Annotated in this window: 29 protein-coding genes and 2 pseudogenes; 7 read left to right on the top strand and 24 right to left on the bottom strand. The window is 65.9% G+C overall.

Annotated features, from left to right (window positions below; translation table 11 throughout):
* The first annotated feature begins 55 nt into the window (after positions 1-55).
* Together mftR2 and QMO76_RS31565 are read left to right on the top strand one after the other, a co-directional pair.
* Entirely contained in the window at positions 56-697 is a 642-nt protein-coding gene (gene mftR2 / locus QMO76_RS31570; protein WP_306365012.1) for a mycofactocin system transcriptional regulator MftR2, read from the top strand.
* A 51-nt stretch (positions 698-748) separates the two neighbouring features.
* A complete protein-coding gene (locus QMO76_RS31565) occupies positions 749-1,804 on the top strand; it encodes a ferredoxin--NADP reductase (protein ID WP_306365011.1) in 1,056 nt (351 codons plus the stop codon).
* A gap of 263 nt (positions 1,805-2,067) precedes the next feature.
* Here the strand turns inward: QMO76_RS31565 and QMO76_RS31560 are convergent, their stop codons facing one another.
* The 4 genes from QMO76_RS31560 to QMO76_RS31545 form a co-directional block, all read right to left on the bottom strand.
* The gene (locus QMO76_RS31560) at positions 2,068-2,805 is read right to left on the bottom strand and encodes a DNA alkylation repair protein (RefSeq protein WP_306365032.1); all 738 of its coding nucleotides are present in this window, start codon (positions 2,803-2,805) and stop codon (positions 2,068-2,070) included.
* A 282-nt stretch (positions 2,806-3,087) separates the two neighbouring features.
* Positions 3,088-4,116, bottom strand: coding sequence for a hypothetical protein (locus tag QMO76_RS31555; protein ID WP_306365010.1), 1,029 nt, complete (start codon positions 4,114-4,116; stop codon positions 3,088-3,090).
* A 101-nt stretch (positions 4,117-4,217) separates the two neighbouring features.
* Positions 4,218-4,838, bottom strand: coding sequence for a TetR/AcrR family transcriptional regulator (locus tag QMO76_RS31550; protein ID WP_306365009.1), 621 nt, complete (start codon positions 4,836-4,838; stop codon positions 4,218-4,220).
* A 5-nt stretch (positions 4,839-4,843) separates the two neighbouring features.
* A complete protein-coding gene (locus tag QMO76_RS31545; protein ID WP_306365008.1) occupies positions 4,844-5,191 on the bottom strand; it encodes an SPW repeat protein in 348 nt (115 codons plus the stop codon).
* Between the two features lie 158 nt (positions 5,192-5,349).
* On the opposite strand from QMO76_RS31545, the gene QMO76_RS31540 reads away from it, so the two are divergent.
* Both QMO76_RS31540 and QMO76_RS31535 read left to right on the top strand, forming a co-directional pair.
* Positions 5,350-6,531 (top strand): NAD(P)/FAD-dependent oxidoreductase, encoded by a 1,182-nt coding sequence (locus tag QMO76_RS31540; protein WP_306365007.1) that lies wholly within the window; start codon positions 5,350-5,352, stop codon positions 6,529-6,531.
* Positions 6,532-6,597: 66 nt separating this feature from the next.
* A complete protein-coding gene (locus QMO76_RS31535) occupies positions 6,598-7,374 on the top strand; it encodes a glutamate racemase (protein ID WP_306365006.1) in 777 nt (258 codons plus the stop codon).
* 357 nt (positions 7,375-7,731) lie between these two features.
* Here the strand turns inward: QMO76_RS31535 and QMO76_RS31530 are convergent, their stop codons facing one another.
* The 3 genes and pseudogenes from QMO76_RS31530 to QMO76_RS31520 all read right to left on the bottom strand — a co-directional run.
* Positions 7,732-8,067, bottom strand: a complete 336-nt coding sequence (locus QMO76_RS31530; protein WP_306365005.1) for a DUF5615 family PIN-like protein — start codon at positions 8,065-8,067, stop codon at positions 7,732-7,734.
* A gap of 5 nt (positions 8,068-8,072) precedes the next feature.
* Positions 8,073-8,282 (bottom strand): DUF433 domain-containing protein, encoded by a 210-nt coding sequence (locus QMO76_RS31525; RefSeq protein ID WP_306365004.1) that lies wholly within the window; start codon positions 8,280-8,282, stop codon positions 8,073-8,075.
* Positions 8,283-8,346: 64 nt separating this feature from the next.
* A pseudogene (locus tag QMO76_RS31520) lies at positions 8,347-8,421 on the bottom strand (hypothetical protein); the annotation flags it as partial.
* A 192-nt stretch (positions 8,422-8,613) separates the two neighbouring features.
* On the opposite strand from QMO76_RS31520, the gene rfbA reads away from it, so the two are divergent.
* Positions 8,614-9,486: a glucose-1-phosphate thymidylyltransferase RfbA gene (rfbA, locus tag QMO76_RS31515; RefSeq protein ID WP_306365003.1), complete on the top strand. Its 873-nt coding sequence runs from the start codon at positions 8,614-8,616 to the stop codon at positions 9,484-9,486.
* Positions 9,487-9,591: 105 nt separating this feature from the next.
* Here rfbA and QMO76_RS31510 read toward each other — a convergent pair whose 3' ends face one another.
* The 13 genes from QMO76_RS31510 to QMO76_RS31450 all read right to left on the bottom strand — a co-directional run bounded on the left by QMO76_RS31510 (position 9,592) and on the right by QMO76_RS31450 (position 20,914).
* On the bottom strand, positions 9,592-10,509 hold the full coding sequence (locus QMO76_RS31510) for an MBL fold metallo-hydrolase (RefSeq protein WP_306365002.1): 918 nt from the start codon (positions 10,507-10,509) through the stop codon (positions 9,592-9,594).
* The gene (locus QMO76_RS31505; RefSeq protein ID WP_306365031.1) at positions 10,506-11,429 is read right to left on the bottom strand and encodes an aromatase/cyclase; all 924 of its coding nucleotides are present in this window, start codon (positions 11,427-11,429) and stop codon (positions 10,506-10,508) included. Before QMO76_RS31505 ends, QMO76_RS31510 begins: the two co-directional genes overlap by 4 nt.
* 5 nt (positions 11,430-11,434) lie before the next feature.
* A complete protein-coding gene (locus QMO76_RS31500) occupies positions 11,435-11,680 on the bottom strand; it encodes an acyl carrier protein (protein ID WP_306365001.1) in 246 nt (81 codons plus the stop codon).
* 7 nt (positions 11,681-11,687) lie between these two features.
* A complete protein-coding gene (locus tag QMO76_RS31495) occupies positions 11,688-12,908 on the bottom strand; it encodes a ketosynthase chain-length factor (protein ID WP_306365000.1) in 1,221 nt (406 codons plus the stop codon).
* 11 nt (positions 12,909-12,919) lie between these two features.
* Positions 12,920-14,188: a beta-ketoacyl synthase gene (locus QMO76_RS31490; protein WP_306364999.1), complete on the bottom strand. Its 1,269-nt coding sequence runs from the start codon at positions 14,186-14,188 to the stop codon at positions 12,920-12,922.
* A gap of 128 nt (positions 14,189-14,316) precedes the next feature.
* Complete coding sequence (locus QMO76_RS31485) at positions 14,317-15,054, bottom strand: bifunctional 2-polyprenyl-6-hydroxyphenol methylase/3-demethylubiquinol 3-O-methyltransferase UbiG (RefSeq protein ID WP_306364998.1); 738 nt, start codon at positions 15,052-15,054, stop codon at positions 14,317-14,319.
* A gap of 88 nt (positions 15,055-15,142) precedes the next feature.
* Positions 15,143-15,760, bottom strand: a complete 618-nt coding sequence (locus QMO76_RS31480; protein ID WP_306364997.1) for a flavodoxin family protein — start codon at positions 15,758-15,760, stop codon at positions 15,143-15,145.
* 13 nt (positions 15,761-15,773) lie between these two features.
* Positions 15,774-16,742 (bottom strand): DUF6081 family protein, encoded by a 969-nt coding sequence (locus QMO76_RS31475; protein ID WP_306364996.1) that lies wholly within the window; start codon positions 16,740-16,742, stop codon positions 15,774-15,776.
* Entirely contained in the window at positions 16,735-17,718 is a 984-nt protein-coding gene (locus tag QMO76_RS31470) for an alpha/beta hydrolase (RefSeq protein ID WP_306364995.1), read from the bottom strand. The genes QMO76_RS31475 and QMO76_RS31470 overlap by 8 nt, the downstream gene beginning before the upstream one ends.
* Before the next feature lie 117 nt (positions 17,719-17,835).
* Positions 17,836-18,501, bottom strand: a complete 666-nt coding sequence (locus QMO76_RS31465; protein ID WP_306364994.1) for an alcohol dehydrogenase catalytic domain-containing protein — start codon at positions 18,499-18,501, stop codon at positions 17,836-17,838.
* Positions 18,501-18,890 carry a lipocalin-like domain-containing protein gene (locus tag QMO76_RS31460; RefSeq protein ID WP_306364993.1) on the bottom strand — a complete coding sequence of 130 codons (390 nt, stop codon included), beginning with the start codon at positions 18,888-18,890 and terminating at the stop codon, positions 18,501-18,503. Before QMO76_RS31460 ends, QMO76_RS31465 begins: the two co-directional genes overlap by 1 nt.
* Complete coding sequence (locus tag QMO76_RS31455) at positions 18,891-19,754, bottom strand: DUF6081 family protein (RefSeq protein ID WP_306364992.1); 864 nt, start codon at positions 19,752-19,754, stop codon at positions 18,891-18,893.
* Positions 19,751-20,914 carry a glycosyltransferase gene (locus tag QMO76_RS31450; RefSeq protein WP_306364991.1) on the bottom strand — a complete coding sequence of 388 codons (1,164 nt, stop codon included), beginning with the start codon at positions 20,912-20,914 and terminating at the stop codon, positions 19,751-19,753. The genes QMO76_RS31455 and QMO76_RS31450 overlap by 4 nt, the downstream gene beginning before the upstream one ends.
* Before the next feature lie 214 nt (positions 20,915-21,128).
* Here QMO76_RS31450 and QMO76_RS31445 point away from each other — a divergent pair.
* Positions 21,129-22,397: pseudogene (locus QMO76_RS31445) on the top strand (IS3 family transposase).
* Between the two features lie 45 nt (positions 22,398-22,442).
* On the opposite strand, the gene QMO76_RS31440 reads toward QMO76_RS31445, so the two are convergent.
* The 4 genes from QMO76_RS31440 to QMO76_RS31425 all read right to left on the bottom strand — a co-directional run bounded on the left by QMO76_RS31440 (position 22,443) and on the right by QMO76_RS31425 (position 23,520).
* Positions 22,443-22,658, bottom strand: a complete 216-nt coding sequence (locus tag QMO76_RS31440) for a transposase (RefSeq protein ID WP_306364990.1) — start codon at positions 22,656-22,658, stop codon at positions 22,443-22,445.
* A gap of 2 nt (positions 22,659-22,660) precedes the next feature.
* A complete protein-coding gene (locus QMO76_RS31435; protein WP_306364989.1) occupies positions 22,661-22,930 on the bottom strand; it encodes a hypothetical protein in 270 nt (89 codons plus the stop codon).
* Complete coding sequence (locus QMO76_RS31430) at positions 22,927-23,274, bottom strand: winged helix-turn-helix domain-containing protein (protein WP_306364988.1); 348 nt, start codon at positions 23,272-23,274, stop codon at positions 22,927-22,929. The genes QMO76_RS31435 and QMO76_RS31430 overlap by 4 nt, the downstream gene beginning before the upstream one ends.
* Positions 23,275-23,352: 78 nt before the next feature.
* Entirely contained in the window at positions 23,353-23,520 is a 168-nt protein-coding gene (locus QMO76_RS31425; protein ID WP_306364987.1) for a helix-turn-helix domain-containing protein, read from the bottom strand.
* A gap of 342 nt (positions 23,521-23,862) precedes the next feature.
* Here QMO76_RS31425 and rffA point away from each other — a divergent pair, with 342 nt between their 5' ends.
* Positions 23,863-25,059 (top strand): dTDP-4-amino-4,6-dideoxygalactose transaminase, encoded by a 1,197-nt coding sequence (gene rffA / locus QMO76_RS31420; RefSeq protein WP_306365030.1) that lies wholly within the window; start codon positions 23,863-23,865, stop codon positions 25,057-25,059.
* The last annotated feature ends 27 nt before the right edge of the window (positions 25,060-25,086 follow it).

Raw genomic sequence — 25,086 nt, 5'->3', positions numbered from 1 at the left:
CAGCAGCGCAGGTAGCAGGGACGGTCGACGCCGTACCCGCAATGGTCGAGGTGGCATGGGAGTCGGACGTATGCAGTCGAGTGGGGGCGGCAACACTCTGTCGGAGTCCGAGATCGTCGAGGCCGCCCTCCGGGTGGTCCGGCAGGACGGCGTGGAGAAGCTCTCCATGCGCCGCCTGTCCCGCGAACTCGGGGTGTCCCCGATGGCTCCGTACTACTACGTGGCGGACAAGCGCGAGCTACTCGACCTCGTCGCCACCGCCGCCCTCACCGGGGTGCGCAAGCCGCCGCCCGACGCCGGGCCGTGGCAGCGGCGGCTGCGCGAGCTCATCGACCAGATCGACGAGAAGCTGCGCAAACACCCCGGACTCGGCGACGTGCTCATCGAACAGATGCTGGGCAAGCAGCTCGATCTCATCGCGGCGCTGATGGAGATCCTGTTCGAGGCCGGGTTCAGCGATCGCAATGTGCTCTCGGCCTATGCGACCATCCACACCTACCTGTTCGGCCGGGGCCGGGTGAATCCGCGCGACCGCTCGGCACTGCACGACGACCGGGCGCTGCCGGAGGCGGTGGAACGGGCCACCAAGCATTTATCGGACCTGCGTGGGAAGTACTCCTACGACTTCGGAATGGACGTGCTGATCGCCGGGCTCGAGGCCCAGCTTGTCCGGCAGCGGGACGGCCACGTAGTATGAAACTAGAACACGTTCTAGTTTGCCACCCAGCGCCGGGTTCGAGAGGACACTATGACCACCGTCGACGTACCGCACAGCTCGCGATCGGCCGTGCTGCGGGTCTCCGCGGTCATCCAGGAGACGGCCGATTCCTGCTCGCTGGTCTTCGACGTTCCCGCCGAACTGCGCGAACGTTTCAGCTACCAGCCGGGGCAGTTCCTGACGCTGCGCATTCCCAGCGACCTCACCGGATCGGTGGCGCGCTGCTACTCGCTGGCGAGCTCGCCACACACCGACGACGCACCCAAGGTGACCGTCAAGCGCACCGCCGACGGCTACGCCTCGAATTGGGTGTGCGACAACGTGAAAGCGGGCGACACCCTCGAAGTACTGCCGCCCTCCGGCGTTTTCACGCCCAAGAACCTCGACGAGGACCTGCTGCTCTTCGCCGCCGGTTCCGGCATCACGCCGGTTATGTCGATCCTGAAATCAGCTCTGGCACGCGGTAATTCACGCGTCGTGCTGGTGTACGCCAACCGCGACCACGACAATGTGATCTTCGCCGACGAGCTGCGCGAACTCGCCGACAAGAACCCGCAGCGGCTGGTGGTCGTGCACTGGCTCGAACAGCTCCAGGGCCTGCCCACCGCCGACGCCCTCGCCACCCTGACCCGGCCCTACACCGAGTTCAGCGCCTTCATGTGCGGCCCCAAGCCGTTCATGGACCGGGTGCACGACGCGCTGGCCCAGCTCGGGGTGCCGCGCAACCGCACCCACGCCGAGGTCTTCAACTCCCTGTCCGGCGACCCGTTCGCCGATGTCGCACCGGCCGAGATCAGCGAGGAGGAGGCCGCCGACGCCGCCAGCGTGGAGGTGGAGCTCGACGGCCGGACCCACGAGATGGCCTGGCCGCGCAGCCAGACCCTGGTCGACATCATGCTCTCCAAGGGCCTGGACGTGCCCTACTCCTGCCTCGAGGGCGAATGCGGCTCGTGTGCCTGCACCGTGCTCGAGGGCACGGTCGAGATGGAGAACGCGGAGATCCTCGACCCCGAGGACATCGCCAACGGCTACATCCTCGGCTGCCAGGCACGGCCGGTGACCGATCACCTCAAGATCCAGTTCTGACCAGCCTCGGGGGCACACCGCCCGCTCGCGGGCGGTGTGCCCTCGACGGCACGGTCGCGGCGTCCGCGCGGGTCTGGGCACAGCGCGCCCAAGGCACACGCGCCTATCGCATATCTCGGCGACCTCGACAGCCACACGCGATCACCGGGGAGTTCGGCGACCCGACACCCACACGCGACCATCGGGGAGTTCGGCGACCCGACACCCACACGCGACCATCGGGAGGTTCGGCGGCCGGGAGGTGGGTTCGAGGCGGGCGGCCGTCAGCGCTGCGCTCGGTAGTGCGCACGCTGTTCGGCGGTGAGGTGCTCGGTGGCGTAGCTCAGTGCGGTGCGGCCCATGTCGGCGGCGTGCGCCTCCAGGAAGTCGTTGAGGGCGGTCGGGTCCACCCGCTTGCCGACCTCCCGCAGCATCCACCCGACGGCCTTCTGGATCAGGTCGCGGCGGTCGGACAGCAGGCGTTCACACAGCGCCAACGTCGTGCTCGCGTCGCCCGCCTTGATGAAGGCGAAGGTGGTCAGCAGCGCGATCCGCCGCTCCCACAACGAATCCGACGCCGCCAGCTCGTACAGCGGATCCCGCGGCTGCTCCAACAACCACGGCCCGAGGATGTGCTCGGCCGATGTGTCGACCAGATCCCAATTGTTGATCCGCCCCCGCCGCATGGCGGCCAGATACAGCTCGACGATCGCCCGCTGCTCCGCGGCGCTGCCGGTGCGCACCCGCGATGCCTTCGCCATCCGCGCGTTCAGGATCACCAGCGCCGCCAGCCGGTGCTCGTGCACCTCGCTGTCCAGCAGCCGGTCGATCTCCGACAGCGGCAGTCCCCCGAACTGTTTCGCGACCTTGCGGGTCTGCGGCACCCGCACCCCGATGAAGACGTCACCCTCCCCGTACTCCCCCGGCCCCGTCTTGAAGAACCGCTGTAGCTGCGCCGCATCCGCGGGATCGGCGACCTCCGCCAGCGCTGTCCGCACCGCTTCCGCCGTCAATGCGCCCATATCCGGATGGTACGGCCATCGGATCCGGCCCCCGGTGCGCCATTCGGACACGCGGTCCATGGCGGCGCGGGTGCGCACGAGCAGATCAGCCACGACAGCTGTCCCGGACTCGACATCGGTGACGTGCCGGTGTCGGGTTCCTGGCCGGTCGGCAGAAGGCGCATCCGCCTGCTGCGCCCCGACAGCGGCGGCAGCCACGGCGTCCGAAACGCGGTGGTGGCAACCTCCCGAACCGGCGCCCGCGATCCCGGCGAGGTGCCGTGGGCGACGGGTCGACCCGCGCTAGTGCCTGCCTGCGCCTTCCGACGCGGCCTGTAACAGCGCCTCAGCGAAATTTCGCATCTGGTCCGCCCCTCCGTACCAGGCGGATACGAGTTCCACGGCGGCGGCGCGGGTGCGGTGGGCGGCGCGGGCCAGCTCGGCGACGCCGACCTCACCGGCCTCGGCTCCGGTCGCGGCGGTGTCGAGTTCGTGGCTGGCCAGCAGCAGTCGCATGACGTGCTGCGGCTCCACGGTCGCGCCGGAGGCCGCGGCGGCCTGGCGCTCGCGCGCACGAGTGGGCCGGTCGGCCGATGTCGGCGCGGCGTGGGAACCACCGGGGGTGGAGGTCTCCCGGACCGCCGCGGCGGGTGCTGTTCCCCCCGCACCGGATGCGGTGCCATTGTCGCCGCCCGCGATGAACGCCGCACCCTCGGCAGTCGGGGTGCCGCCGCCGAAGGCCGAATTCCCGGTGGCGGGGGCACTTCCGCCGAAGGCGGAATTCTCGGTGGCGGGCGCGCTACCGCCGAAGGCGGAATTCCCGGTGGGCGCGCTACCGCCGAAGGCAGAGTCCCCCGTGGTTGGCGCACTGCTGCCGTATGCCGAATCCCCGGTGGTGCGCGAACCACCGCCGAACGCCGAATCCCCCGTGCCACGCGAACCACCGCCGAACGCCGAATCCCCCGTACCACGCGAACCACCGCTGAGCGCCGGACTTCCGGTGGTGGGCGCGCTGCCACCGAACGCCGTCGGCGCGGTCGCGGAAGCGCTGCCGTTGATCGGGGCGGCGAATTCCGCGCGGAAGTCGGTCGGGCGCGAATTCTGCTGGGCGGATTCGGGTTCGGCGGTGCGGTGGCTGCCGGAGTTGCTCCACTGCGCGGGGGCCTCGGGCGGGCTCAGGCGTCCGAGCGCGGCGTGGCCACCGGTGTCCACGCCGGTCAGCGTCGAATTCGCCGCATACCGTGAGTCCGAGGTATCGGGGTGGGTGAGGCGGTAGTTCTCGGACCGGGACGTCAGCGAGTGCCCCAGGTCGGAGGTGTAGTCGGCATCCATGGCCGACATTCTTATCGGGCCGCCGTGAACTCCGCACCCCGGGTCTGAGACGAATCCGTTTTGTGAACAACAATATTGGCGACGGAACGGATAGTGCCAGTTCAGCCCAACTGGGTCATACCCGCCGCCACCACCTGTGCGACATTGAGCACCTCTTCGGCGGTCGGCAGCGTCATACCGTCCAGGGCGTGCAGACGGTCGGTGCTGGCGATGGCGAACATGGCCGACACCCAGGCCGCCGCGCAGGCGCGCAGCGTTCCGGGTTGGACCGGGCCGGGCGCGCTGGCCTGCAATACCCGGGCGGTCACGTCCAACAGCTGATCGCGCATGGAGCGCAACTGCTTACGGACGTCCGGATGGGTATCGGCCTCGCGCCACATGATCACGCGGAGCACAGAGGAGTGGTGGTCGCGCAGGTTCAGCGCGGCATCCAGGTTCACCAGGCTGGTGGCCGGATCGCCGGGGGCGATCACCGCGGCGATGTCCTCGATGGGCCGTGCGGGCACCCGCTCGGTCATCAAGGCGGTGAGGATAGCTTCCTTCGTGGGGAAGTAGTAGAAGACGAGACCCTTGGGCACACCCGCGGTCGAGGCGATAGCGGCGGTGGGGGTCGCGTCGAAGCCCTGTGCCGCGAACAGCTTTTCGGCAGCATCCAGGATGAGCTGACGGGCGTCGCCGTCGACCTTGCGGCTGCGGCGACGCCCCGCTCGCGGTTCAGGCATGTGTATCAGTGTGCCGTATGCATACGCCCCGCGACCTGTGGAAGCGCCGCCAAGGCGACCACGACGGTCAATACGCCCACGATCCACGCCGTCCACGACGCGTTGGTGTAGGAGCTGAAGTTCATCACCCACGGGGAGAGGAACAGCAGCACGCCCAGCACGGCCATGGCGTAGTCGGCGGTGGCGCCGGCGACCTTGGCGAGCTGCGCCAGGCCGGTGGCGGCGATCAGGACGCCGAGGACGATCAACGTCCACATCGCCCGGTTGCTGGTATCCACCCAGATGGGCGACAGGGCCGCGATGGCCCCGAGGACGACGGCTACCGCGTCCTGTGCACGGCTGTCGGTGAACATGATGTGCCTCCTTCAAGGCTGGATTGATCCTTCTTTCGTTCTATTCCTGATTGACCGCCCGATCAATAAATGCCCGGATACGATTCGGGAGCGAAATGACTGTGGCGCCCGACACAACCGATCCCCCGCAGTGACCCGAAAAGGTTAGGGTTGCCTCTATGTCACACCCGGTGGAACACGTTCTAGTTGTCGGCGCGGGGCTGGCCGGGCTCCGGACGGCCGAGGAACTGCGCCGAGCGGGCTACGAGGGGGAACTCACCCTTATCGGCGACGAAGACCGGGCACCCTACGACCGGCCGCCGCTGTCCAAGCAGTTCGTGCGCGGCCGGACCGACGACACCGCGCTGCGCCCCGCCGAGTTCTACTCCGAGCAGCGCATCGACCTGCGCCTGGGCACGGCAGCGACCGGCGTGGACACCGCGGCGCGCCGGGTGACGCTGGCCGACGGTTCGACCCTCGGCTACGACCAGCTCGTCATCGCCACCGGCCTGCGCCCCCGGCGGATCCCGGGACTGCCCGAGGCGACGGGGGTGCACGTGCTGCGCTCGCACGCCGACGCGGTCCGGCTGCGCGCCCACCTCGCCGACGCGCGACAGGCCGTGGTGGTGGGCGGCGGGTTCATCGGATGCGAACTGGCCGCCAGCTTCCGCGCCGACGGCGTGGCGGTCACGCTGGTGGAACCGCAGCCGACACCCCTCTCCGCCGCGCTCGGCACCGAGGTCGGCGAGCTGGTGGCGCGGATGCACCGGGCCGAGGGCGTGGACGTGCGCTGCGGAATCGGAGTCGAGGGCCTGATCGTCGAGGACGAGACCGTACGCGGGGTGCGGCTCGGCGACGGCACCGGCATCGACGCCGATCTGGTGGTCATCGGCATCGGCTCGATTCCGGTGACCGACTGGCTCGCCGACTCCGGCATCCCGCTCGCCGCCCCCGCCGACGGCGGCGGCATCATCGGCGACGAGACCGGACGGACCGCCGTGGACGGGGTCTGGGCCGTGGGCGACGTGGCCGCCTGGCCGCACCGGAGCGGGCGCAACAGGCGCGTCGAGCACTGGACCAATGCCGGGGAGCAGGCCAAGACACTGGCCTGCGCGCTGCTCGGAGCCGAACCGCCCCCGCCGCAGGTGCCGTATGTGTGGAGCGATCAGTACGACCTGAAGATCCAGGCGCTGGGCCTGCCCGCGCTGGCCGACGAGGTCCGGATCGTCGAGGATCAGGGCCGCAAGTTCCTCGCGCACTACTTCCGGGGCGGGGAACTGGTGGCCGTGGTCGGGGCCGGCATGACCGGCAAGGTCATGAAGATGCGCGCCAGGCTCGCCGAAACCCAGCCCGTGGGCTGAGCCGATTCGTACTGTTCGCCGGACGCGATTCGCACCGCCCGCGCCGCATTCATTACCGTGACAAGGGTGATCGTCGCGCTCATCGATTCGGGCCTGGGCATGCTGCCCACGGGTGCGTGGTTGCGGAAGCTGCGACCCGACCTGGATCTGCTGCTGCAGCTGGATCCCGACGGGGCGCCGTGGGGGCCGAAACCCGAGCAGTGGGTCATCGACCGGGTGCTCGACACCGCGCGCACCTCGCTGCGCGAGGGCGCGGAGGTCATTGTGCTGCCCTGCAATACGGCCAGCGTGACGGCGCTCGAACACGTCCGCGCCGAAGTCGGCGCCGGGGTACCGGTGATCGGCACCGTTCCGGCCATCAAACCCGCCGCCGCGGCCTGCTCGCAGGTGGCGGTCTGGGCGACCGCCGCCACCACCGCCAGCGCCTACCAGGCCGATCTCATCGCCCGCTTCGGCGGCAACGCCCAGGTCACGGGCGTGGCCTGCCACGGTCTCGCCGACGCCATCGACCGCGGCGACCTGCCCGCCATCGAACGCGCCATCGCCAGCGCCGCCGAGCGCACCCCGCCGGGCACCGAGGGCATCGTGCTCGGCTGCACCCACTACCCGCTGGTTCTCGACGCCATCCTCGCCGCCCTCCCCCGCGGCGTGCGCATCTTCGACAGCGCCGAGGCCGTCGCGGGCCAAACCCTGCGCCGCATGGACGCGCTCGGCCGCCCCACCGCGGGCACCGGCACCGTCCGCGTCCTCACCAGCGGCCGTCCGGGCGAATTGCCCCCCGCCGCAGCGACTTTCGACTCCGGGCGGATTCTGGGCGCGGTACACGCGCCGTTACCGGGCTAGCCGCGACCGCCGTGAGCGCGGGCGCTACCGGCCCGCATCCGGTTTGAGCGCCCCGTCAGCGGGCAGGTCTGCGGCATGGATACCGAAGAGGAACAGCGGATTCGGGAGGAATCCGCGAAAAAACGAGCGGCCCGTCGTTCCGGAACCGGAGGTCGAGGACAAGCATCGGCGGCGCGCCGCCGAAATCGCGGAAGCCTACGAGGACGACCGCCCCACCACCGCGCTACCCGGCTCCGACGGCATGATCTCGGGCACCGTGGTCGCCGACTGGGTGGACGAGGACGACGATCCTGAAAACACAAACGGCACCGCAGAAGCCGTTGTCGCAGCTACCGGACGGGTACCGACACGTCCGGATCAGCGAATCTCGACAATTCGTTCACCAGATTCGACCATGGATTCGACAGTCGCCCACAGGGGCATCACGGCTTCCAGTAGCGCCTTCCTGGTGAAGTTGCCGATTCGGATCCACACTACAGCCGGGGCTGGCAGCTCCGGGCTCGCCCTGCCGATCAGGATGAGGTCTTCCTCCTTGGTGACGATCGCCGCCGAACGGCGAATGGCTTCGTCCCACACCTGATGATCGGAAGCTGACGTCATACCGATGGCGCAGACATGTACGGCGTCGTAGCCCTCTGCCACCAACGCGCGGGCCAAGGCGGGCGACAGCTGCGCGTCGATGATGAATCTCAACAGGCCTACCGGAGGATAGGGTGGTCAGCCTCGGCCGCAGCGAAGGCCAGGCAGGCGCGGATGTCCGCGCGTTCCAGGTATGGGTAGTCCTCGAGAATCGAATCCTCGGATTCACCGGCGGCGAGGAGTTCGAGCACGTCCTTCACCCGAATCCGCATGCCGCGAATACAGGGCCTACCCCCGAGCTGTTTCGGGTCGAACGTAATCCTGGACACTGCCTCAGCATAGCGACAAAGGCCGCTTCCCTTGGGGAACGGCCCTCTTCGGTATTGGTTCATCCTACTTGACGATCTTGGTGACGCGACCGACACCGACGGTGCGGCCACCCTCACGGATCGCGAAGCGCAGGCCCTCGCTCTTGCAGTAGCCCAGCGCCCACGGCGACAGGCTTCGACCTGACTTCGAGATGACTTCTAGTCGCCGTTGTAACCGTATCCAGGGGGATCCGACACCTGCCAGCCGTTCGGCCGGCAACAGATCCTCCTCGGACATCGGTTGGCGTCCGAAAACACGCCGACCACCTGTGCTCTTGGGAGTGGAGACACCATGAAAGGCATACTGCTCGCCGGCGGAAGCGGAACCCGGCTCTATCCGAACTCGATTGCGGTCTCCAAGCAGTTGATACCGGTCTACGACAAGCCCACGATCTACTACCCGCTGTCCACCCTGATGTTGGCCGGCATCCGAGACATCCTCGTCATATCGACCCCCACCGATCTGCCATCGTTCCAACGCCTGCTCGGGAACGGCACACAGCTGGGATTGCAGATCGACTACGCAGAGCAGGCTCAGCCCAACGGGCTTGCGGAGGCGTTCCTAATCGGCGCCGAGCACATTGGCTCCAACCCGGTCGCTCTGATTCTTGGCGACAACATCTTCCACGGTCCGGGCTTCACCACACTATTGCGAGACGCCGCCCGCGAGGTCGATGGATGTGTCCTGTTTGGGCACCCGGTACGCGACCCCGAGCGCTATGGAGTCGGCGAGGTCGACACGGACGGGAAGCTGATTTCCATCGAGGAGAAGCCTGCGCAGCCACGGTCCAACCGCGCCATCACCGGGCTGTATTTCTACGACAACAGCGTCGTGGACATCGCCAAGAACATCCAGCCCTCAGCGCGGGGAGAGCTGGAGATCACCGATGTGAACCTCCGCTACTTGGCTGAGAACAGGGCAAAACTGATCGACCTCGGCAGAGGCTTCACTTGGCTGGACACTGGGACCCCGGAAGCGCTGCTGATCGCGAGCCAGTTCGTGCACGTTCTCGAGAGCCGCCAACGCGTCCGGATCGCCTGCATCGAGGAGGTCGCACTGCGAATGGGCTTCATCGACGCCGATCAGTGTCATCGGCTCGGCGCCGCGATCGGCAAATCGGAATATGGGCGCTACGTAATGGAAACCGCCTCGACCTGGTCGTGAACCGGGCCGTGTGGGGTTCACCCAGTGCCGTCGGGAGACCGACGGCCTGCCCTGACCTGGCTCCTATCGAACAGCGCTGCCCGAGCCCGTTTGGACCTGGCGGAATTAGGCTAGGCAGGTCGGTAACCGGCCGTCGTTGTACTCAACCATTTCAGTGAAGATCCCGACCACGTCGAGGGAGCGGCCGAGGGGCCCACTCTCGAGCTCCGCGTACGCCCGGTGCAGGTTGCCGACAATGCGCTCGCCGTCTATCAGGTGGCCGAATCCGCCATCCCCAGCTTCGTGGGCAAGCTCCAGCGGGGTCAGCCCTCGCCGCACACCGTTCGCAGCCAAGCCCTGAATCCATTCCAGGTACTCCACAGTTTCGTCGATCACCTCCGGCCCGGTGACTGGCCCGTGCCCGCACACCAGCTGACGCGCGCCGAACTCCCGCAACCTGCCCAGCGCAGTGAGGCTGCCCGCCACCGAACCCATCAACATGAATGGTGTCGCACCGGACATCACCAAATCACCAGCGAACATGATTCGCTCCTCGGCCAGCCACACCACGACATCGTTGGTGGTATGCGCCGGGCCGAGGTGTATCAGCTCCGCCGTCCGCCGCCCAAGGCGGACGGTCAGCCGGTCGGTGAAGGTGAGCGACGGTGGGGTGATCCGGACGTCGCCCCAGTCTACGTCCGGCCACATCCCGGTCAGTGCCAGCCCGGTTTTAGTAATCTCACGCAATGCATTCTCGTGCGCAATGATCGTTGCGGTCGGCCCGAAAACGTGGTTGCCGAAGATGTGGTCACCATGGTGATGGGTATTGACAATGGTTCGGAGCTTACCTGGCGCTACAGCGTCGACAGCCGCGCGCAGCCGGCGCGCCCTCGACTCAGTGGCGAGCGTATCGACCACGAGCGCGCCATCGCCGCCTGTGATCACTCCTGCGTTACTCATACACCAGCCACCCGGCAGCTGAATATAAGCATGCACACCCTCTGCCAGTTCCGCCAAGCCGACCGGGGGCACCTGATCGGTCACACCACGCCCTCAGAGGCGGCCGCTGCGGCAAGTGTGGCCCTGCTGTTCGCCCCAAGCTTCTCACGTAGGTAATTTCCCGCGTCAACGAGCGTGGCAGCCGAGCCGAGCAGTCGAGGGACCGCGTCCGCGTCGACCGCGACACGGTGCCTGGCGGTGACCACGACCGAGCCTCCCGCGGATTCGAACTCCCAGGTGCCACTGTGGCCGATCAGCAGTTCGGGGGGCAACAATTGCTTGTACACGATGTGTTTGCGCGGGAAGCACAGCCGGACGGACTTGGTCGTGTGCGCGGCACCGTCGGCGGTCACGGTGTCCATCTCCATCCATTGGATCCCCCCCGGCGCCTCAATCAGGTCAACCCGCCTGACATGGGCTAGCCGAGTCGACCAGCGGTCGGACCTGGCGATGAACTCGTAAGCCCCGGCGACGTCGCCGTGCACCTGCACACGATCCTCGAAAGAGAAGATGACCTCGTCGAGGGGACATCGGGACTCCACGAGCCTCGCCAGCGCCGCCAGCTCACCCTCGCTATTGGCATCGACTCCCTGGGTTATCCAATCCAGCGCGGTGCGGTCGCCGTCAACGGCAGTAAAGTGGTGTCCGAGTACCACTTCGCAGCGATCACCCGCCAACTGCCGGAACTCCCACACACCGCCCATCGAGGCGATCGGCGCCTGGCTGCTCTCCTGCTCGAATTCGATCCGCAGCCCACCGGCGTCAAAGCGTCGCCGTGAGGTCCAGGTCTTAACCTCGTCGTTGACGATTGCCCACAGCTGGAACCGTTCGGTGACCGCGTCCCGATCGAGCTGTCGCACGTGCACGCACGGCGCAAAGATCGACGGCCACCACACCGGGTTCGACACCAGCCGGTATAAGCTCGATGCGGAAGCTGCCACCACCACCGAGTGTTCAGTGTGCATGTACTTCACCCACCGATAACCTTGTTGACCAGCGAGAGTACTGCGCGCGGTGTCTGCAGGTCCGCAACCTGCTCGTCCGGGATGCTGACCCCGTACTCCTGCTCGATCCTCGACATCGTCTCGATTAGCGCGAGTGAGTCGTAGCCCAGTTCCTCGAATGTCCGATCGTAGCACTCCGCGCCGGTCCACGCGCTATCGGACTCGCCGGCGGAAGCGACGATCAATTCGTACAACCGCTCGATCGTCATCATCGGCGGCTCACCTACCTTCCTTGTTTACGACAGGCGCCTTACGGACGACCACCGCCGCGTTGAATCCCCAGCGGCCCCGAGCCAGCACCAATGCACTGCCCACGGCCGCCGCCCTTGATTGCCCGCACACCAAGTCGATCCCGTACTCACTGGGCACCGACGTGACCGGTGCCGACGGGATCAGATCGTCGCGGAGGGACAGCAGGGCTGTAGTGACATCCAGCGGCCCTCCGCCAGCGAGCAGCCGTCCATATCGGGCCTTTGGCGCGGTTACCGGTACACCTTCTCTGCCGAACAACCCCCTGATCGCCTCGGCCTCAGCACGGTCCAGCTCGGGCACCCCCGCTGCATCGGCGAAGACGACGTCGACCTCGCCCGGCTCCATACCAGCGTCGGCCAGTGCGAGCTCGGCGGCCCGCCGCAGTCCGGGCGGGCGGGCCGACCTCGGTGGAGGATCGAACGTGGACGCGTAGCCCGCGATCTCACCGTAGATGTTTTGGGCACCACGGGCTTCCGCTCTGTCGGCGGCTTCGAGCACCAGGATCGCGCCACCCTCACCAGGGACGTGCCCTGCCGCTTCGATACCGAAGGGCAGGTAGCCACGGTCCGGATTCGTCGCGCGACTGATCCGGCCACCCGAGATGTGGGCCGACCACCCCCAGGGGTCAAGCGCCGAGTCCACCCCGCCAGCCAATATCAGCGGCGTGCCGGCGATGACCGTGCGGCGAGCGTGACCGAGTGCGTCGAGACCGCCCGCCTGCTCAGCTACCAGCGCACTACTCGGCCCGCGCATCCCGTGCCGGATCGACAGCTGCCCGGTGTTGACCGCGTAGAACCAGGCGAAGGACTCGTACACGCTTACGGCTTTGCTGCCCTGGGTCCACAGCTTGCGGAACTCGCGATGAGTGAACTCGAAGCCACCAGCGGCGTTCGCGGTCACCACACCCATCTCGTAGCCGATCAGCGTGTCCGGGTCGATCTTGGCGTCGGCCAGCGCCCATTCGCCCGCGACCAGTGCAAGTCTGGTCGAGACGTCGGTCTGTGGCAGGAGGCGAGCCGGTAGGTACTCGGCTGGGTCGAGGTCGCTGATCTCACCTGCCAACACCGCCGGGTAGCCGGACACGTCAAACCGAGACACCCGCCCTATCCCCTGCCGCCCTTCGAGCACTGCCTCCCAGAACCGTTCGAGCCCTGAGCTGTTCGGTGCCACCACGCCGATTCCGGTCACGTATACCCTGCTCACACTGCCACCTTGGCCGGACTACGTAACACCATTGCGCTCTGGAATCCGCCGAAGCCGCTGCCGACCGTGAGTACGGTCCTGATCGGCCACGGCCGCGCCTCGCACGGCACGTAGTCCAGGTCGCATTCGGGGTCGCGAGTGTGCAGGTTTGCGGTTGGGGGCACAACGTTGTGCTGTATCGCAAGCAGCGAGGCCGCGATCTCAATCGAACCAATGGCACCGAGCGAGTGCCCGACCATCGATTTGATTGAGCTGACCGGGGTCCGGTACGCGTGATCACCAAGGCTGCGCTTGAAGGCCGCAGTCTCGTGCCGATCGTTCTGCTTGGTGCCGGACCCGTGCGCATTGATGTAATCCACCGCAGCCGCTGGTATGTGTGCTTCACCGAGCGCGGCGGTGATCGCTTCCGCCATTTCCCGTCCGTCGGCCTTCAGCCCAGTCATATGGTAGGCGTTGCAGCGACTCGCGTAGCCGGAGATTTCCGCGTAGACGTGCGCGCCGCGCTTCCGCGCGCTTTCGTACTCCTCCAACACGAACATCGTCGCCCCCTCGGCCAGCACGAACCCGCGGCGCGATGCATCGAACGGGCGGGAAGCGTGCGCCGGGGCATCATTGTCGGGAGTGGTCGCTTTGATGGCATCGAAACTCGCCACCACAATCGGAGTGATCGGAGTGTCCGTCGCACCTGCAACCATCACGTCAGCGCTGCCTTCGGCAATGAGGCGGCAGGCATGCCCGACCGCGTCTATGCCGGAGGTGCAGCCGTTAGATACCACGGTCACCGGCCCCTCCGCTGCCACCGTCCAGGCGACCTCAGCCGAAATCACGCTCGGCACCATGTGGTCGAACATGGCCGGGTTCAGCCAAGCAGGGTCGACGAGCCAGTCCTTACCACCGTCAGATAGCACCAGGTACTCCTGCTCCAGGCTGGTCGCGGCAGCCACCGCAGTACCGACCGTGACCCCGATCCGCTCCGGAGCGAGCGCGGAGGCCGCCAGACCACTGTCAGCGAGGGCTTCCCTGGCACAGACTACGGCGAATTGACTCGCACGATCCATCCGTCGAATCTCGCGGGCGGAAAGCCCCTCGGCCACTGGATCGAAGTCGACCTCGGCCGCGATCTGTGACCGGTAGGGCGACGGATCGAAGAACGAGATCCGCTTGGTTGCAGTTCTGCCCGAAGCAAGCAGGTCCCAAAACCGGGTGACACCGTTGCCGCCGGGCGCCCGCACCCCCATCCCGGTGATCACCACGCGACGCTTCACTGGGCACCTGCCTCGAGCGTGAAACCCATAGATTGGCATTTCACCTCTTATTCACCTCTCATCGAAAATGGGATGACATAATTTCCGCCAGTCCCGATGCGGAACTAAGGCCTACCGGACCCACTGTTTCAGCATCGGCATGCAAAAGCCATGTAGCCCGGATCGATAGAGACATCGAGCACTTCCGGGAAAATGCGTGAAAGCAAATTGCCAATATCCGCGCTATGCCGCAATTGCGTGCGGTAGGCGCCTGTATTCACCCGGCCTCCGGTCAATTTGACCATCACCGCACTTGCCAGGAAAAGGGAGGTGCGCAGCAGATGGCCAGCGTGCCCGTAGCGGCGGCGCTGGAAATCGTGGAACTCGTCGAGGATCATCGCATTGCCGATGAACAGCCCGCCCGGGCGCACGAAAGAATGGAGGCGGCGCAGCACTGCCTCTACATCGCCCAGATGGTGGATCGCGTCGACACAAACAACCAAATCCGCTTTGCCCAGACCATGTTCGGACCAGAAATCGCCCTCGATGAGCCGAAGATCGTCGTGATTCACCCGCCGACGGGTGAGTTCGAGTCCCTGTTTGGAGATATCGAGAGCGGTGATCTGCTTCGCTGGAGTGAGCTCGGCCGACATCTGAGTGAATAGACCTGTGCCGCAGCCGAACTCCACCACGGTTCCTACATCACCAGCATAGGAGCGGAAGTATTCCGCGATGGCCTTCTTCTGCAGTTCTAAATCCCCGGAGATCTCCGGATGTGCCTCCACAGCATCCCGGTCCCAGAAGCGCGCCGCCCAATATGCTCGCCCATCCGGCGGGGTATCGCGAAGGATAATCTGCCCGGCTCGCGCAATAGTTTCAGTCAACATTCCCATTCCTCGTTATTCATCAGAGAGTTCCCGCATGCATTATTATCTTTGCCGCGGATAGAAAGTCGCTAGAAGCGCAATGGCAATCTCAGCTCCGCCCGGCCTTGAGCGCGGCGGCGGTGGTCGCCATCCGGTGTGCCTGGTACCGGGCGGCTGCCAGCACCACCTCGTCCGGCTCGTTGAAGTCGATGGTGCTCGCGTGCGAGGTTCCGAATGGGTTGCCGAGCTGGAACTGGATTGGGTCGGTGAACCCAGGCGGCACGATAATCCCGCCCCATGAGGAAAAAACAGTGTACAGCGAAAGGAGCGCGCTCTCCGAGCCGGCGTGCCGGGAGATGCCGGAGACGAACGCGCCGCACACTTTGTCGGCCAACCGTCCTTCGCGCCACGGCACGGCGGTGTCCTCGTCGATGAAATGCTTGAGCTGACCCGCCATGCTGCCGTAACGGGCCGGCGTCCCCAGCAATATCGCGTCGGCCCACAGCAGGTCGTCGACGTGTGCTTTGAGAATATGTTCGGTTGCATCGCGGTGCGCGATCCAGCCGGGTTCGGCCGCGATTGCCTCGGGTTTCGCCAACTCGCCCACCCGGCGCAGGCGCACCTCGGCTCCAGCCTTCTCCGCGCCCTGCGCCGCAGCTGTCGCGAGCTCGTGCACGTTACCGGTCGAGCTGTAGTAGATGACCGCGAAGTTGATGCTGTCTGCCATGTTTCCTCGTCCCTCATCGACGGCTGCTGGTAACTCGGTAGCGGGTCAACGTGAGTTCGGCGCCCTGGCCGAAAAGGCGGTTGGCCGGAAGGCTCTTGTCGTCGAAGAACTCCTGCGGCTTCGGGGCGCCTTCGTCCGTGGCGAAGTAGTAGGCCTCCGCGCTTGACAACCGAACGAGCGCGGACTGCCCCGGTGCGGCGCCGTCGAGCCGGGTGACCAAGCCCATCCCGCAGTTGAGACGCTCCGACTCGACCACCGTTTCAGTACCGCCGTGGTCCTCGGTGAGGTGGGTGCGCTCGGGCAGCTTGGTGCCCGGTCGGTCAATGCGGAAGACCTCGGTGCCGTTCACCAGCCAGCGCACGACACCGCCGGAGCGGTCGAAGGAGATTGCGAGGTGGTGTTTGTCGGCTGGTGTCCGTCGAGCGACGGGGACCAGATAGTTGAACGCGGCATACTCACCGAGCCGCGACCGCTGGATGTCCAGCCGCTCGTACTGCGCGTAGACGGTGTCGTTGGTGAGCAGAAAGTTGAACACCAGTCCAGTCGCCGGGTCGACCGTGGTGATGATGATCGCGGCCAGCCGATGATCGTCCGCCGAGACCGTGTCACCGAAGGGGTGCAAGGCCGTCCCGTAGGTACATCCCGAGAGCCACGATTCGAAAGTCAGCACCCATCCTGGCTCGGCGTCGAACCCCGGCAGCCCGCGTTCCGGGTCATGCTTCGCGTAGGCCAGCCACTTGAGGTGGTCGAGCGCGCCGGTCAAGCCGTAACCGTTCTCCTCTTCTCTCGGTAGCGTCGAAGTGAAGGCTGGCTCGCCCGTCACGTCGTTCACACCTTTGGCCACGACGCGTAGCCCGTCCGCCGCCGTGGTGACGACTCCGTCATCCATCATCAACGGACCGATAGCCGCGTGCGACCATCGGTCGGCGGTCAGCCCGCTGGAGAAGTCGTCGTCCAGCAACACCTTGAGCTCTTCAGGCATGCTTCGCCTTTCTGTTCTTTTCTTGGGGTAGTCGAGGAGATCGGCAGTTCAGCCCTCTGCGGACTGCCGCAAGTTGATCGGCGACCATACGCCGGGAAACGGCTGCCGAAATGGTGTGGCAGGCATGGAAGGTCCCCGGGTAATAGCAAAGTTCCGTGTGCACACCGGCCTTGATCAGACGATGTGCGTAGGTCAGGTTCTCATCGCGCAACGGGTCGAATTCGCAGACACTTATGAATGCGGGCGGCAATCCGGAGAGGTCAGCGGCCCGCGCCGGAGCCGCGAACGGCGAGACCTCCTTGGAGCCCGGCTCGGCCGTCGAACCGAGGTAGTTCTGCCAGCTCACCTCGGCGCTCGGCCGGTTCCATTTCGGAGTATCCACGAAGGTCCTGGCGGACACGGTGTCGAGCCGGTCATCCAGTTCCGGGAATGCCAGGCATTGGAAGCAAAGACCCGGCCCGCCCCGGCTTCTGGCGAGCAACGCGGTCGCCGCCGCTAGCCCACCACCGGCGCTTTCGCCGCCTATGCCGATCCGATCCGGGACAATGTCCAGCTTCTTGGCGTGCCGCGCAGTCCAGGCCAGTACGGCATAGCTGTCCTGGAGCGCGGCGGGAAAGGGGTGCTCGGGGGCAAGCCGGTAACCGACTGTTATCACCTGCACGCCCGCCCGGTCGGCGAACCGCAGCGCGGCAGGGTGCACCAGGTCGAGGTCACCAAGCATGAAGCCACCGCCGTGGAGATACAGGAGCGCGGGCGTAGCTTCTATCAACCCGGTCGGCCTGTAGATCCGCACCGGGATGTCCGGCCGACCCGGCACTATCCGGTCGGCAATCTCGACCGGGTTCACGGGCTCGTAGGACACCGCATTGGCGGCGGCCTCGGCGAGCAGCAGCCGTGCCTTCGGCAGATCGGTGTAGTCGACAGCAGGCAGTCTCGGTATCCATGGCAAAAGGTCGGCATCAAAGGCGTAGGTCACGACTAACTCCAGGTCAAGAGGGCTTTACCGTGATGAGGAGTGAAAGCGAATCTGGCCAACGCGACGGTGGCGTCGATGAACGAGCGACAGGTGGTCACCGGGCGCAGCTGTCCTTCGTTAGTAGCGGCGCCTGCGGCCAGCGAGATGCCGATGCCCCCCTCCGGCAGGTCGAAATGCGCGTACTCCAGCAGCACCTCGGCGGCGTTCGATCGGGTGTTCGGTACCGATGTCACCCAGGAGGTGGGCATCGTCCGGACACGCGATCGCGAAAACCTTATGCCCGGCGCGGTGGGCTAGCTGCCCCAGATAGTGCCCGATCTCGCCGGAAGCGCCGTCGACCAGAAGTGTCCGCCCTCGCCCCGATTCCACAGCGACCAGCAGTGTGGCCGCAGCCATCGCGCCTACCGGCAGAGCGGCGGCCTGTTCGGCGGCAAGCCCGGCATGGCGATGCGCGACGGTCGGCCCCTCGTCCACCAGCGCATAGTCGGCCGTCCCGCTGAACACCGGGTACGTCCACGCCAAAATCTCGTCGCCAACGGCGCACTGGCTAACGTCCAGCCCGATCGAAACGACCGTACCGGCGTACTCCATCCCTGGTATGAACGGCGGCTCCACCGGCAGGAAGTCGCGAGTTGTACCCGTCACCAGCAGAATATCGCGCGGATTCAGCGCCACGGCGGCAACCTTGACCAGCAGTTGACCCGGGCCCGGCACGGGCCTCGGGATCTCGGTGAGCTGCAAACTCTCTGGTGCGCCGTATCCGTAACAGACAAGCGCCTTCATCACGGCCTCACTACACGCTGCCAGTTCAGCACTCGCCGCCGCGGCCGGAACGCCGTAGCCGATACGCCTTCAAGGGTGAGCCGATCGCCTGCCAGCGAAGCGGTGCGGACCAGGTCTACGCCGACCTGAAACTGATGCGCACTCACCTCGACCGTGTGAACGATCTCGCCGCCATCTATCCGCCAGCGGCCCGCGTAGCCCATGAACTGCTCGCTGCCGGGAGGAAAGTCACCGGTCCGCATCATGCTGACCGACATGAAGCCGTCCGCGTGATAGAGGAGCAGCCCATGCGGTTCCGGCCCGAGCGGCCCCTCGCCGATGCGGCCGTCCTCATCGAGCTCGTAGTACGAGCGCAGGCGCCAAACCCCGGTGGGATCGGACGTGAACATTCAAACCTCCTGCCGCACGGCGAACCGGGACACGGTGAGTCGGGTGCCCTGGCCCCACAACTCAGCCACCGCGGGATCGGCCGCAACGGGCTCTCCACCGATTCCGCCAACCTCCAGCAGGGTGAAAGTGGTGAGGCCGAATAGCAATCGCCCGATCTCGGCGTTGCCGTCGCGAACTCCGTCGTCCTTCAGGGACGACGCAGCCGAAGGGGGCAGCCTGCGTCCGATCCGGTCATGGCTGAGCGCGGTGTCACCGTCGACCAACCACTCGAACGTCCCGTCGTGGTAACGGAAGGCGAAGTGATGCCGGGATTCCGGCGTCCGCTCGGCGACCGGCACAAACTGGCAGAACGTCGCCAGCCCCACATCACCGGGAATCCGCTCGTACCCCGCGTAGACCCGGCGGTTCGTGCAGATCAGTAGGAAGATCAGCGACGAAGCCAGGTCCGCGGCGAACATCCCACCGGTGGTCAGCCGGAAATCATCATTGTGGTCGGTGACCACAATATTCCCGAACGGATGCGCGTTGGTACCGAAGTTCCGGACAGCCAGCGTGGACTCCGCGGTGAGTCGAGTTCCCGGCTCGATAGCGAACCCGGACGGGCCGTGGCCCACCGCAGTGTGCGCGCTCATCTGGAACTTGATGTGACTCGAACCTGAGTTCGGTGTGGTGGCTCCGAAGGCATAACACGGATCCCCCGTCTCTGGGTTCGTGCCGATCGGATCCAGCACCAAACCATCAGCGGTCGTGGTGGCCACGGCATCCCCGCCGGGCAACGAACCGACCCGCCGCAGCTGCCAACCCGGCTCATCTCCGGCGCGACGAAGCCCGGCGCGGAAGTCGTCCTTGAACAGCACGGTCACTTGTCCCAGCCGTCCACTAATGCCTCAACCACGCCGACGACCTCGGCCGGTGACGGTTGCGCCGCGTTCTCGACCGAGAGTTCCTGCGCCTGCTCTCGATAAGACGGCGTTTCGACCAGCCCTCGGCAGGCCTTCGCTACGGTGTCCGGCGTGGCGTCGGCCAGCGTCAGCTCCATACCCGCACCACGAGCGACCAACCGCTCCTGCATGGACGCCTGCTTCGGCTGGACCGGAATACCGAGTTGCGGGATGCCCGCCACGATCGCGGTGAGCATTGTGTTTCCCCCGCCACCGTGAACCACCAAGTCGCTGGTCCGCAGCACCACATCGAGCGGGACCCATCCAGCCCACACGCCCGGGACCGCTTGGCGGACCTCTTCGGCGACGTGGTCCGAGACCGCGACCACGACTTCCATATCCAGCGGGGTGATCTTCTTCGCCTGCGCGATCAGGTCCTCCAACTGAAAACCCTTCGCGACCCGACTGCCTGAGGTGACGACTACCCGTGGTCGGTCCGGTCGGGTGTACATCCACGGTTCGAGTCCACGCTGGGTGTTGCCCGGCACGTATCGCATCGACTGAGCGGGTGCTGGGTTAGCGAGCGGGCGAACCGACGGCGGGCAGATGTCAATCACCAAGTCACCGGCAGGCAGCCTGTCCAGACCGAACCGCTCCAGCTCGGGTGCCAGCTCCGCCTCGGCGCCTCGGTCCACATCCGGCGGCTCACCGGGACAGACGGCGTGCTTGACGTACGGGATACCGAATCGGGAGGCGGCGATCTGTGCCGCGAAGGAAAGCGTGCTCCCGATAATGACGTCCGGCCGCCAGTCCTCACAAAAGGAGACCAGCCGGTCAAGGCAGCCAGCAGCGAGCCTGCCCATACCGTGCCCATGCGAGATGAGCGAGACATGCGGATCAGTCGCCTGCTCCGGATCGGGGAGCTCACTGATCGGCCTTCCTGTCCGATCCTTGAACATGTATTCGAACATGTGTGTCGACGACACCGAGGTCGCCGACAACCCGGCGTGCGTCACCGATTCGACCGCGTAATCGGTGACAGCGACGACGACCTCGTGCCCAACATTGCGGACAGCCGTGGCCAGTGGAACCAGTGGAAACACGGTGCTCGGGCTTCCCCCAGCGACAAAGAGCATCCTCATGAGCGTCGACGCTAGGCAGCGCAGAGCTCAGAATCCTCAAAGAACGCTAGGAGCGCTGGCTGCGACTGTTACGTCCGGTCGAATACAGTTCACACCCGCCAGCGTCAGCAGCCCGAGACGATCACACCAGACCCTGCCGCATGGGCCGTTCCAGTTCACTATGAATCGCCCTGTGTTTCGTGCCCACCTCTTTCCTTGAGAGGATGGGCAGATCATGCCATCGAAGTACGACGAGGCGACCAAGGCCAAGGCAGTCCGGCTGGTCGTCGATCATCGTGAGGACTACCCGACCGAGTGGGCCGCGATCACGGCGGTGTCGTCCCGGTTGGGGATGACCGCGGAGACGCTGCGGAAGTGGATTCGTCAGACCGAGGTCGACGCGGGTCGCTCCGACGGTGTGTCGACCGAGGCGGCCCGGATCATCCGCGAGCAGAAACGCAAGATCGCCGAGCTCGAGCAGACGATCGACATCCTGTCGGCGGCGACAAGTTTCTTCGCGCGGGCGAGCGACCCGCGACAGAAGTAGTCTGCGCGTTCATCGCCGAGCATCGGGCTCGGTTCGGGGTCGCTCCGATCTGCCGTGCGCTCACCGCGCACGGCTGCACGATCGCCCCGAGAACCTTCTATGCCTGGCTGTCGCGGCCGCCGTCGAAACGGGCGCTGTGGGACACCGCGATCACCGAAATCCTGGCCGGCAACTACGAGCCCGACGAGCATGGTCGCCGCACACCCGAATCGCTCTACGGCGCGGAGAAGATGTGGGGACATCTGCAGCGCGAGGGAATCCCGGTGGCCCGCTGCACGGTGGAGCGGTTGATGCGTGTCAATGGGTTGAGGGGTGTGGTGCGGCGCAAGGTGATTCGCACCACCGAGGCTGATCCCGTGGGGAGTCGGGCAGCGGATTTGGTGGACCGCAACTTCCGGGTTCCGGCTCCGAATCTGCTGGTCGTCGCCGATTTCACCTACGTGCGGCTGGCGAGTGGGGGCTTCGTCTACACGGCGTTCGTCGTCGACGCCTTCGCGGGGCCGGATCGTGAGCTGGGAATGTTCGACCAGCAAACAATCCGCGTTCGTGGAGTCAGCGATCCGCCAGGCGGCGGCCTTGCGGGCGCGCCAGGGACGTCCGTGGACCGGGTCCACGATTCATCACAGCGACGCAGGGTCGCAATACACCTCAGTGAAATGTGGTGAGACACTGATGCTTTCGGGTCTGCGTCCATCGATTGGTTCGGTCGGGGACGCCTTCGACAATGCCCTCGCCGAGACCACGATCGGGCTCTATAAGACCGAGGCGGTGCGCGATGATTCGCCGTTCCGCCGCGGCCCTCTGCATTGGCTGGCTGATGTCGAGTTACTCACTCACGAGTGGGTCAGCTGGTTCAATCACTCCCGGCTGATGCACCGACTCGGCCGCCGACCACCGGTCGAGTACGAAGCCGACTACTATTCGACCTGCTCCGAGCAACCGGCTGGAGACAGATAACCCGGTGCGCACAGAACCCGGGGAGATTCACTACTGAGATTGAATTCATGGAGTGATCGGGTCGAGGGTGAGGCCGGTTTCGGCTAGGAAGCCGTCGAGGAGGTCGTCGGTGCGGTGTTGCATCGTCCGTAGGCGGGATCGGATGATGGTGGCGAGTTCGTCGATGTCGGTGGTGAGCAGGTTGCCGATGCTGCGTTTGAGGACCGACCACACACCCTCGACCGGATTCAGGTCCGGGGTGTAGGGCGGGAGCCGGATCACCGTCAGCCAGTCGCGTCGGGCCAGGTAGGGCCGTATGTGTGCGCGATGTGCCGGTTGATGTTGTCCCACACGAGCACGATCGGGGCTCCGAGCTGCTGGTGGGCGTCGTCGAGCAGGGCGACGTAGTCGGCCTCGGTGAAGGAGGTCTTCTCGTGTGTGCGGTGGTGGTTGACCAACAGCCGGTAGACCAGCCGGGACCGGTGCCCGGGCTTGTAGCGCAGCAGCCCGGCGATGTTGACTCGTCCGCGGCCGCCGCCGCGCACGGTACTCACCGGGGTGTGCCCGCGCCGGCCCCAGGTTCTGACTTTGGGTAGGCGGACGCCTTGACCTGCTTCGTCCTCGAAGCAGATCCACGCATCCTTCTCGCCGGCAACCCTTTTCCCCGCAACCAGTCCTCCCGGATCCAGGTGGCGACGGACTCTTCGTCGCGTTCAGCGGCACGATGGGCGCGAACCTGCGGGCTGAAACCGAGCCGGTGCAGCAGCAGCGACATTCCTCGCAGACTGTAGGTGTAGCCGAAGTGCCGGGTCACCAGCTCGCACACCCGCGTCAGGGTCCAGCGGGGATCATCGACCCAGCCGTGCGCGGCCGGGCCGTCGTCGAGCAACGCCGCCAACGCCCGCAGTTGCTCCTCGCCCAGCAGGCATGGCGAGGCCGGTCCGGTGGATCGAAGTCCTTGGCTGCCTTCGGCTTTCTATCTCCGCCACCATCGCCATGCCGACATCTTCGTCACCCGATGCTCACGGGCGACGTCCTGGTAGGTTGATCCTGCGGCGAAGTCGTCGGCCGCAGCCAGGCGCACCGCTTCGCGCCGCTGCTGTTCGGCGGCGGTGAAACCGCCGCCGTGGCCATATCTGCTCACACACCCGGACTTCCCCCGAAACCACCGGCGCCAGCACGGATTCACCCCCGCTTGACACAGCGGCTACCGACCGGTCGCCAACCGAATTCCACTGGTAACTACACGATTTCAATCTCGGTAAGCTTGAGATCAACCTCTGCTGACGTGACCTGAGTTGTTTGGCCTGCCCCGACATCCTCCAACGCCCCTGCAGCACAACATGATGCATCGTGCCCAGCCGGTCTCGAGCGGAACTCGACCATTGGGGGCAATAGTTGACTCCGACGGTACGGATTCCGGGTGGCGCCGTAGTGGCATCGGTCCGACGTGGACCTGGTCCAGCAATCTAGGAGGTTCGCCGTGATGCGGCGCGAAGTTGTGACAGGTACAGGCGTCCAGCATACGGACAAGAGTTCCGTGCAGACCGCTGATCGAATCAGCTTCAGCCGGCCCTACCGTGCGAGCCGCGAACTCACGAATGTCGAGGCAGTCCTGAAGTCCGACCACTGCCACGGCGACGGCCCGTTTACCGCGGCAGCTACCGCAGCACTGGCCAGGATTACAGGCGCACCGCACGTATTGTTGACCACTTCGTGCACCCATGCCCTCGATATGGCGGCACTGCTGCTCGAACTTGAACCCGGCGATGAAGCGATCGTGCCTAGCTTCGCCTTTCCCTCTATGGCGAACGCGATCGCACTGCGGGGAGCGACCTGCGTGTTCGCCGATATCGACAGCACGACAGGGAATGTCGATACCAATGCCGTCGCCGCAGCGATCACCGACCGGACGAGGGCCGTAGTAGTCATGCACTATGGCGGCGTCGCGGCCGATATGGACGCGCTGCTCACGCTGGCGAGCGAGCACAGTTTCGCCATCATCGAGGACAACGCACACGGACTAGGTGGCAGTTGGCGCGGCCGCCCTCTCGGCACGATCGGCACGTTCGGCACGCTGAGCTTTCACGACACCAAGAACGTGCACTGTGGAGAGGGCGGTGCACTCCTGCTCACGGACGAGGTGTTAATGATGCGCGCGGAGATAATGAGGGAGAAAGGCACCGATCGGGCGCGATTTCTCCGTGGTCAGGTCGACAAGTACTCCTGGCGGAGTATCGGCTCCAGCTACCTGCCTAGCGAGCTGAACGCCGCCGTACTGGCGGCGCAGCTGGCTGAGTTCGATCAGATCCAAGCAGGTCGACACCGGGTGTGGAGCCGTTACGCCGCAGAGCTGCGGGAGTGGGCGAGCCTCGCCGGCGTCCGGCTCATGACTGTGCCGCCGGATCGCAAGCACACCGCGCACCTCTTCTACCTGCGCATGCCGACCGCGAATAGCAGGCACAACATTGTCGAATACCTGGCGGCCCGGGGGATTTCCGCACCGTTCCATTACGTCCCGCTGGATTCCAGCCCTGCCGGCCTGAAACTCGGCCACACTCCGCGACCCTGTGTCCGCGCCGCCGAGTTCGCCTCGACGATCGTGCGGTTGCCGCTGTGGCCTGCGATGACAGATCGCGAGGTCGACCGGGTAATCCACGCAGTGACCAGCTTTCGCGCCTGACACCTGGACGGGCCTGGCACAGGACCG

The sequence above is a fragment of the Nocardia sp. CC227C genome (genome assembly GCF_030767025.1).
GTDB lineage: Bacteria > Actinomycetota > Actinomycetes > Mycobacteriales > Mycobacteriaceae > Nocardia.
The sequence above is the reverse complement of the archived record's forward strand: the minus strand, read 5'-3'. Positions and strand labels throughout refer to the sequence as shown.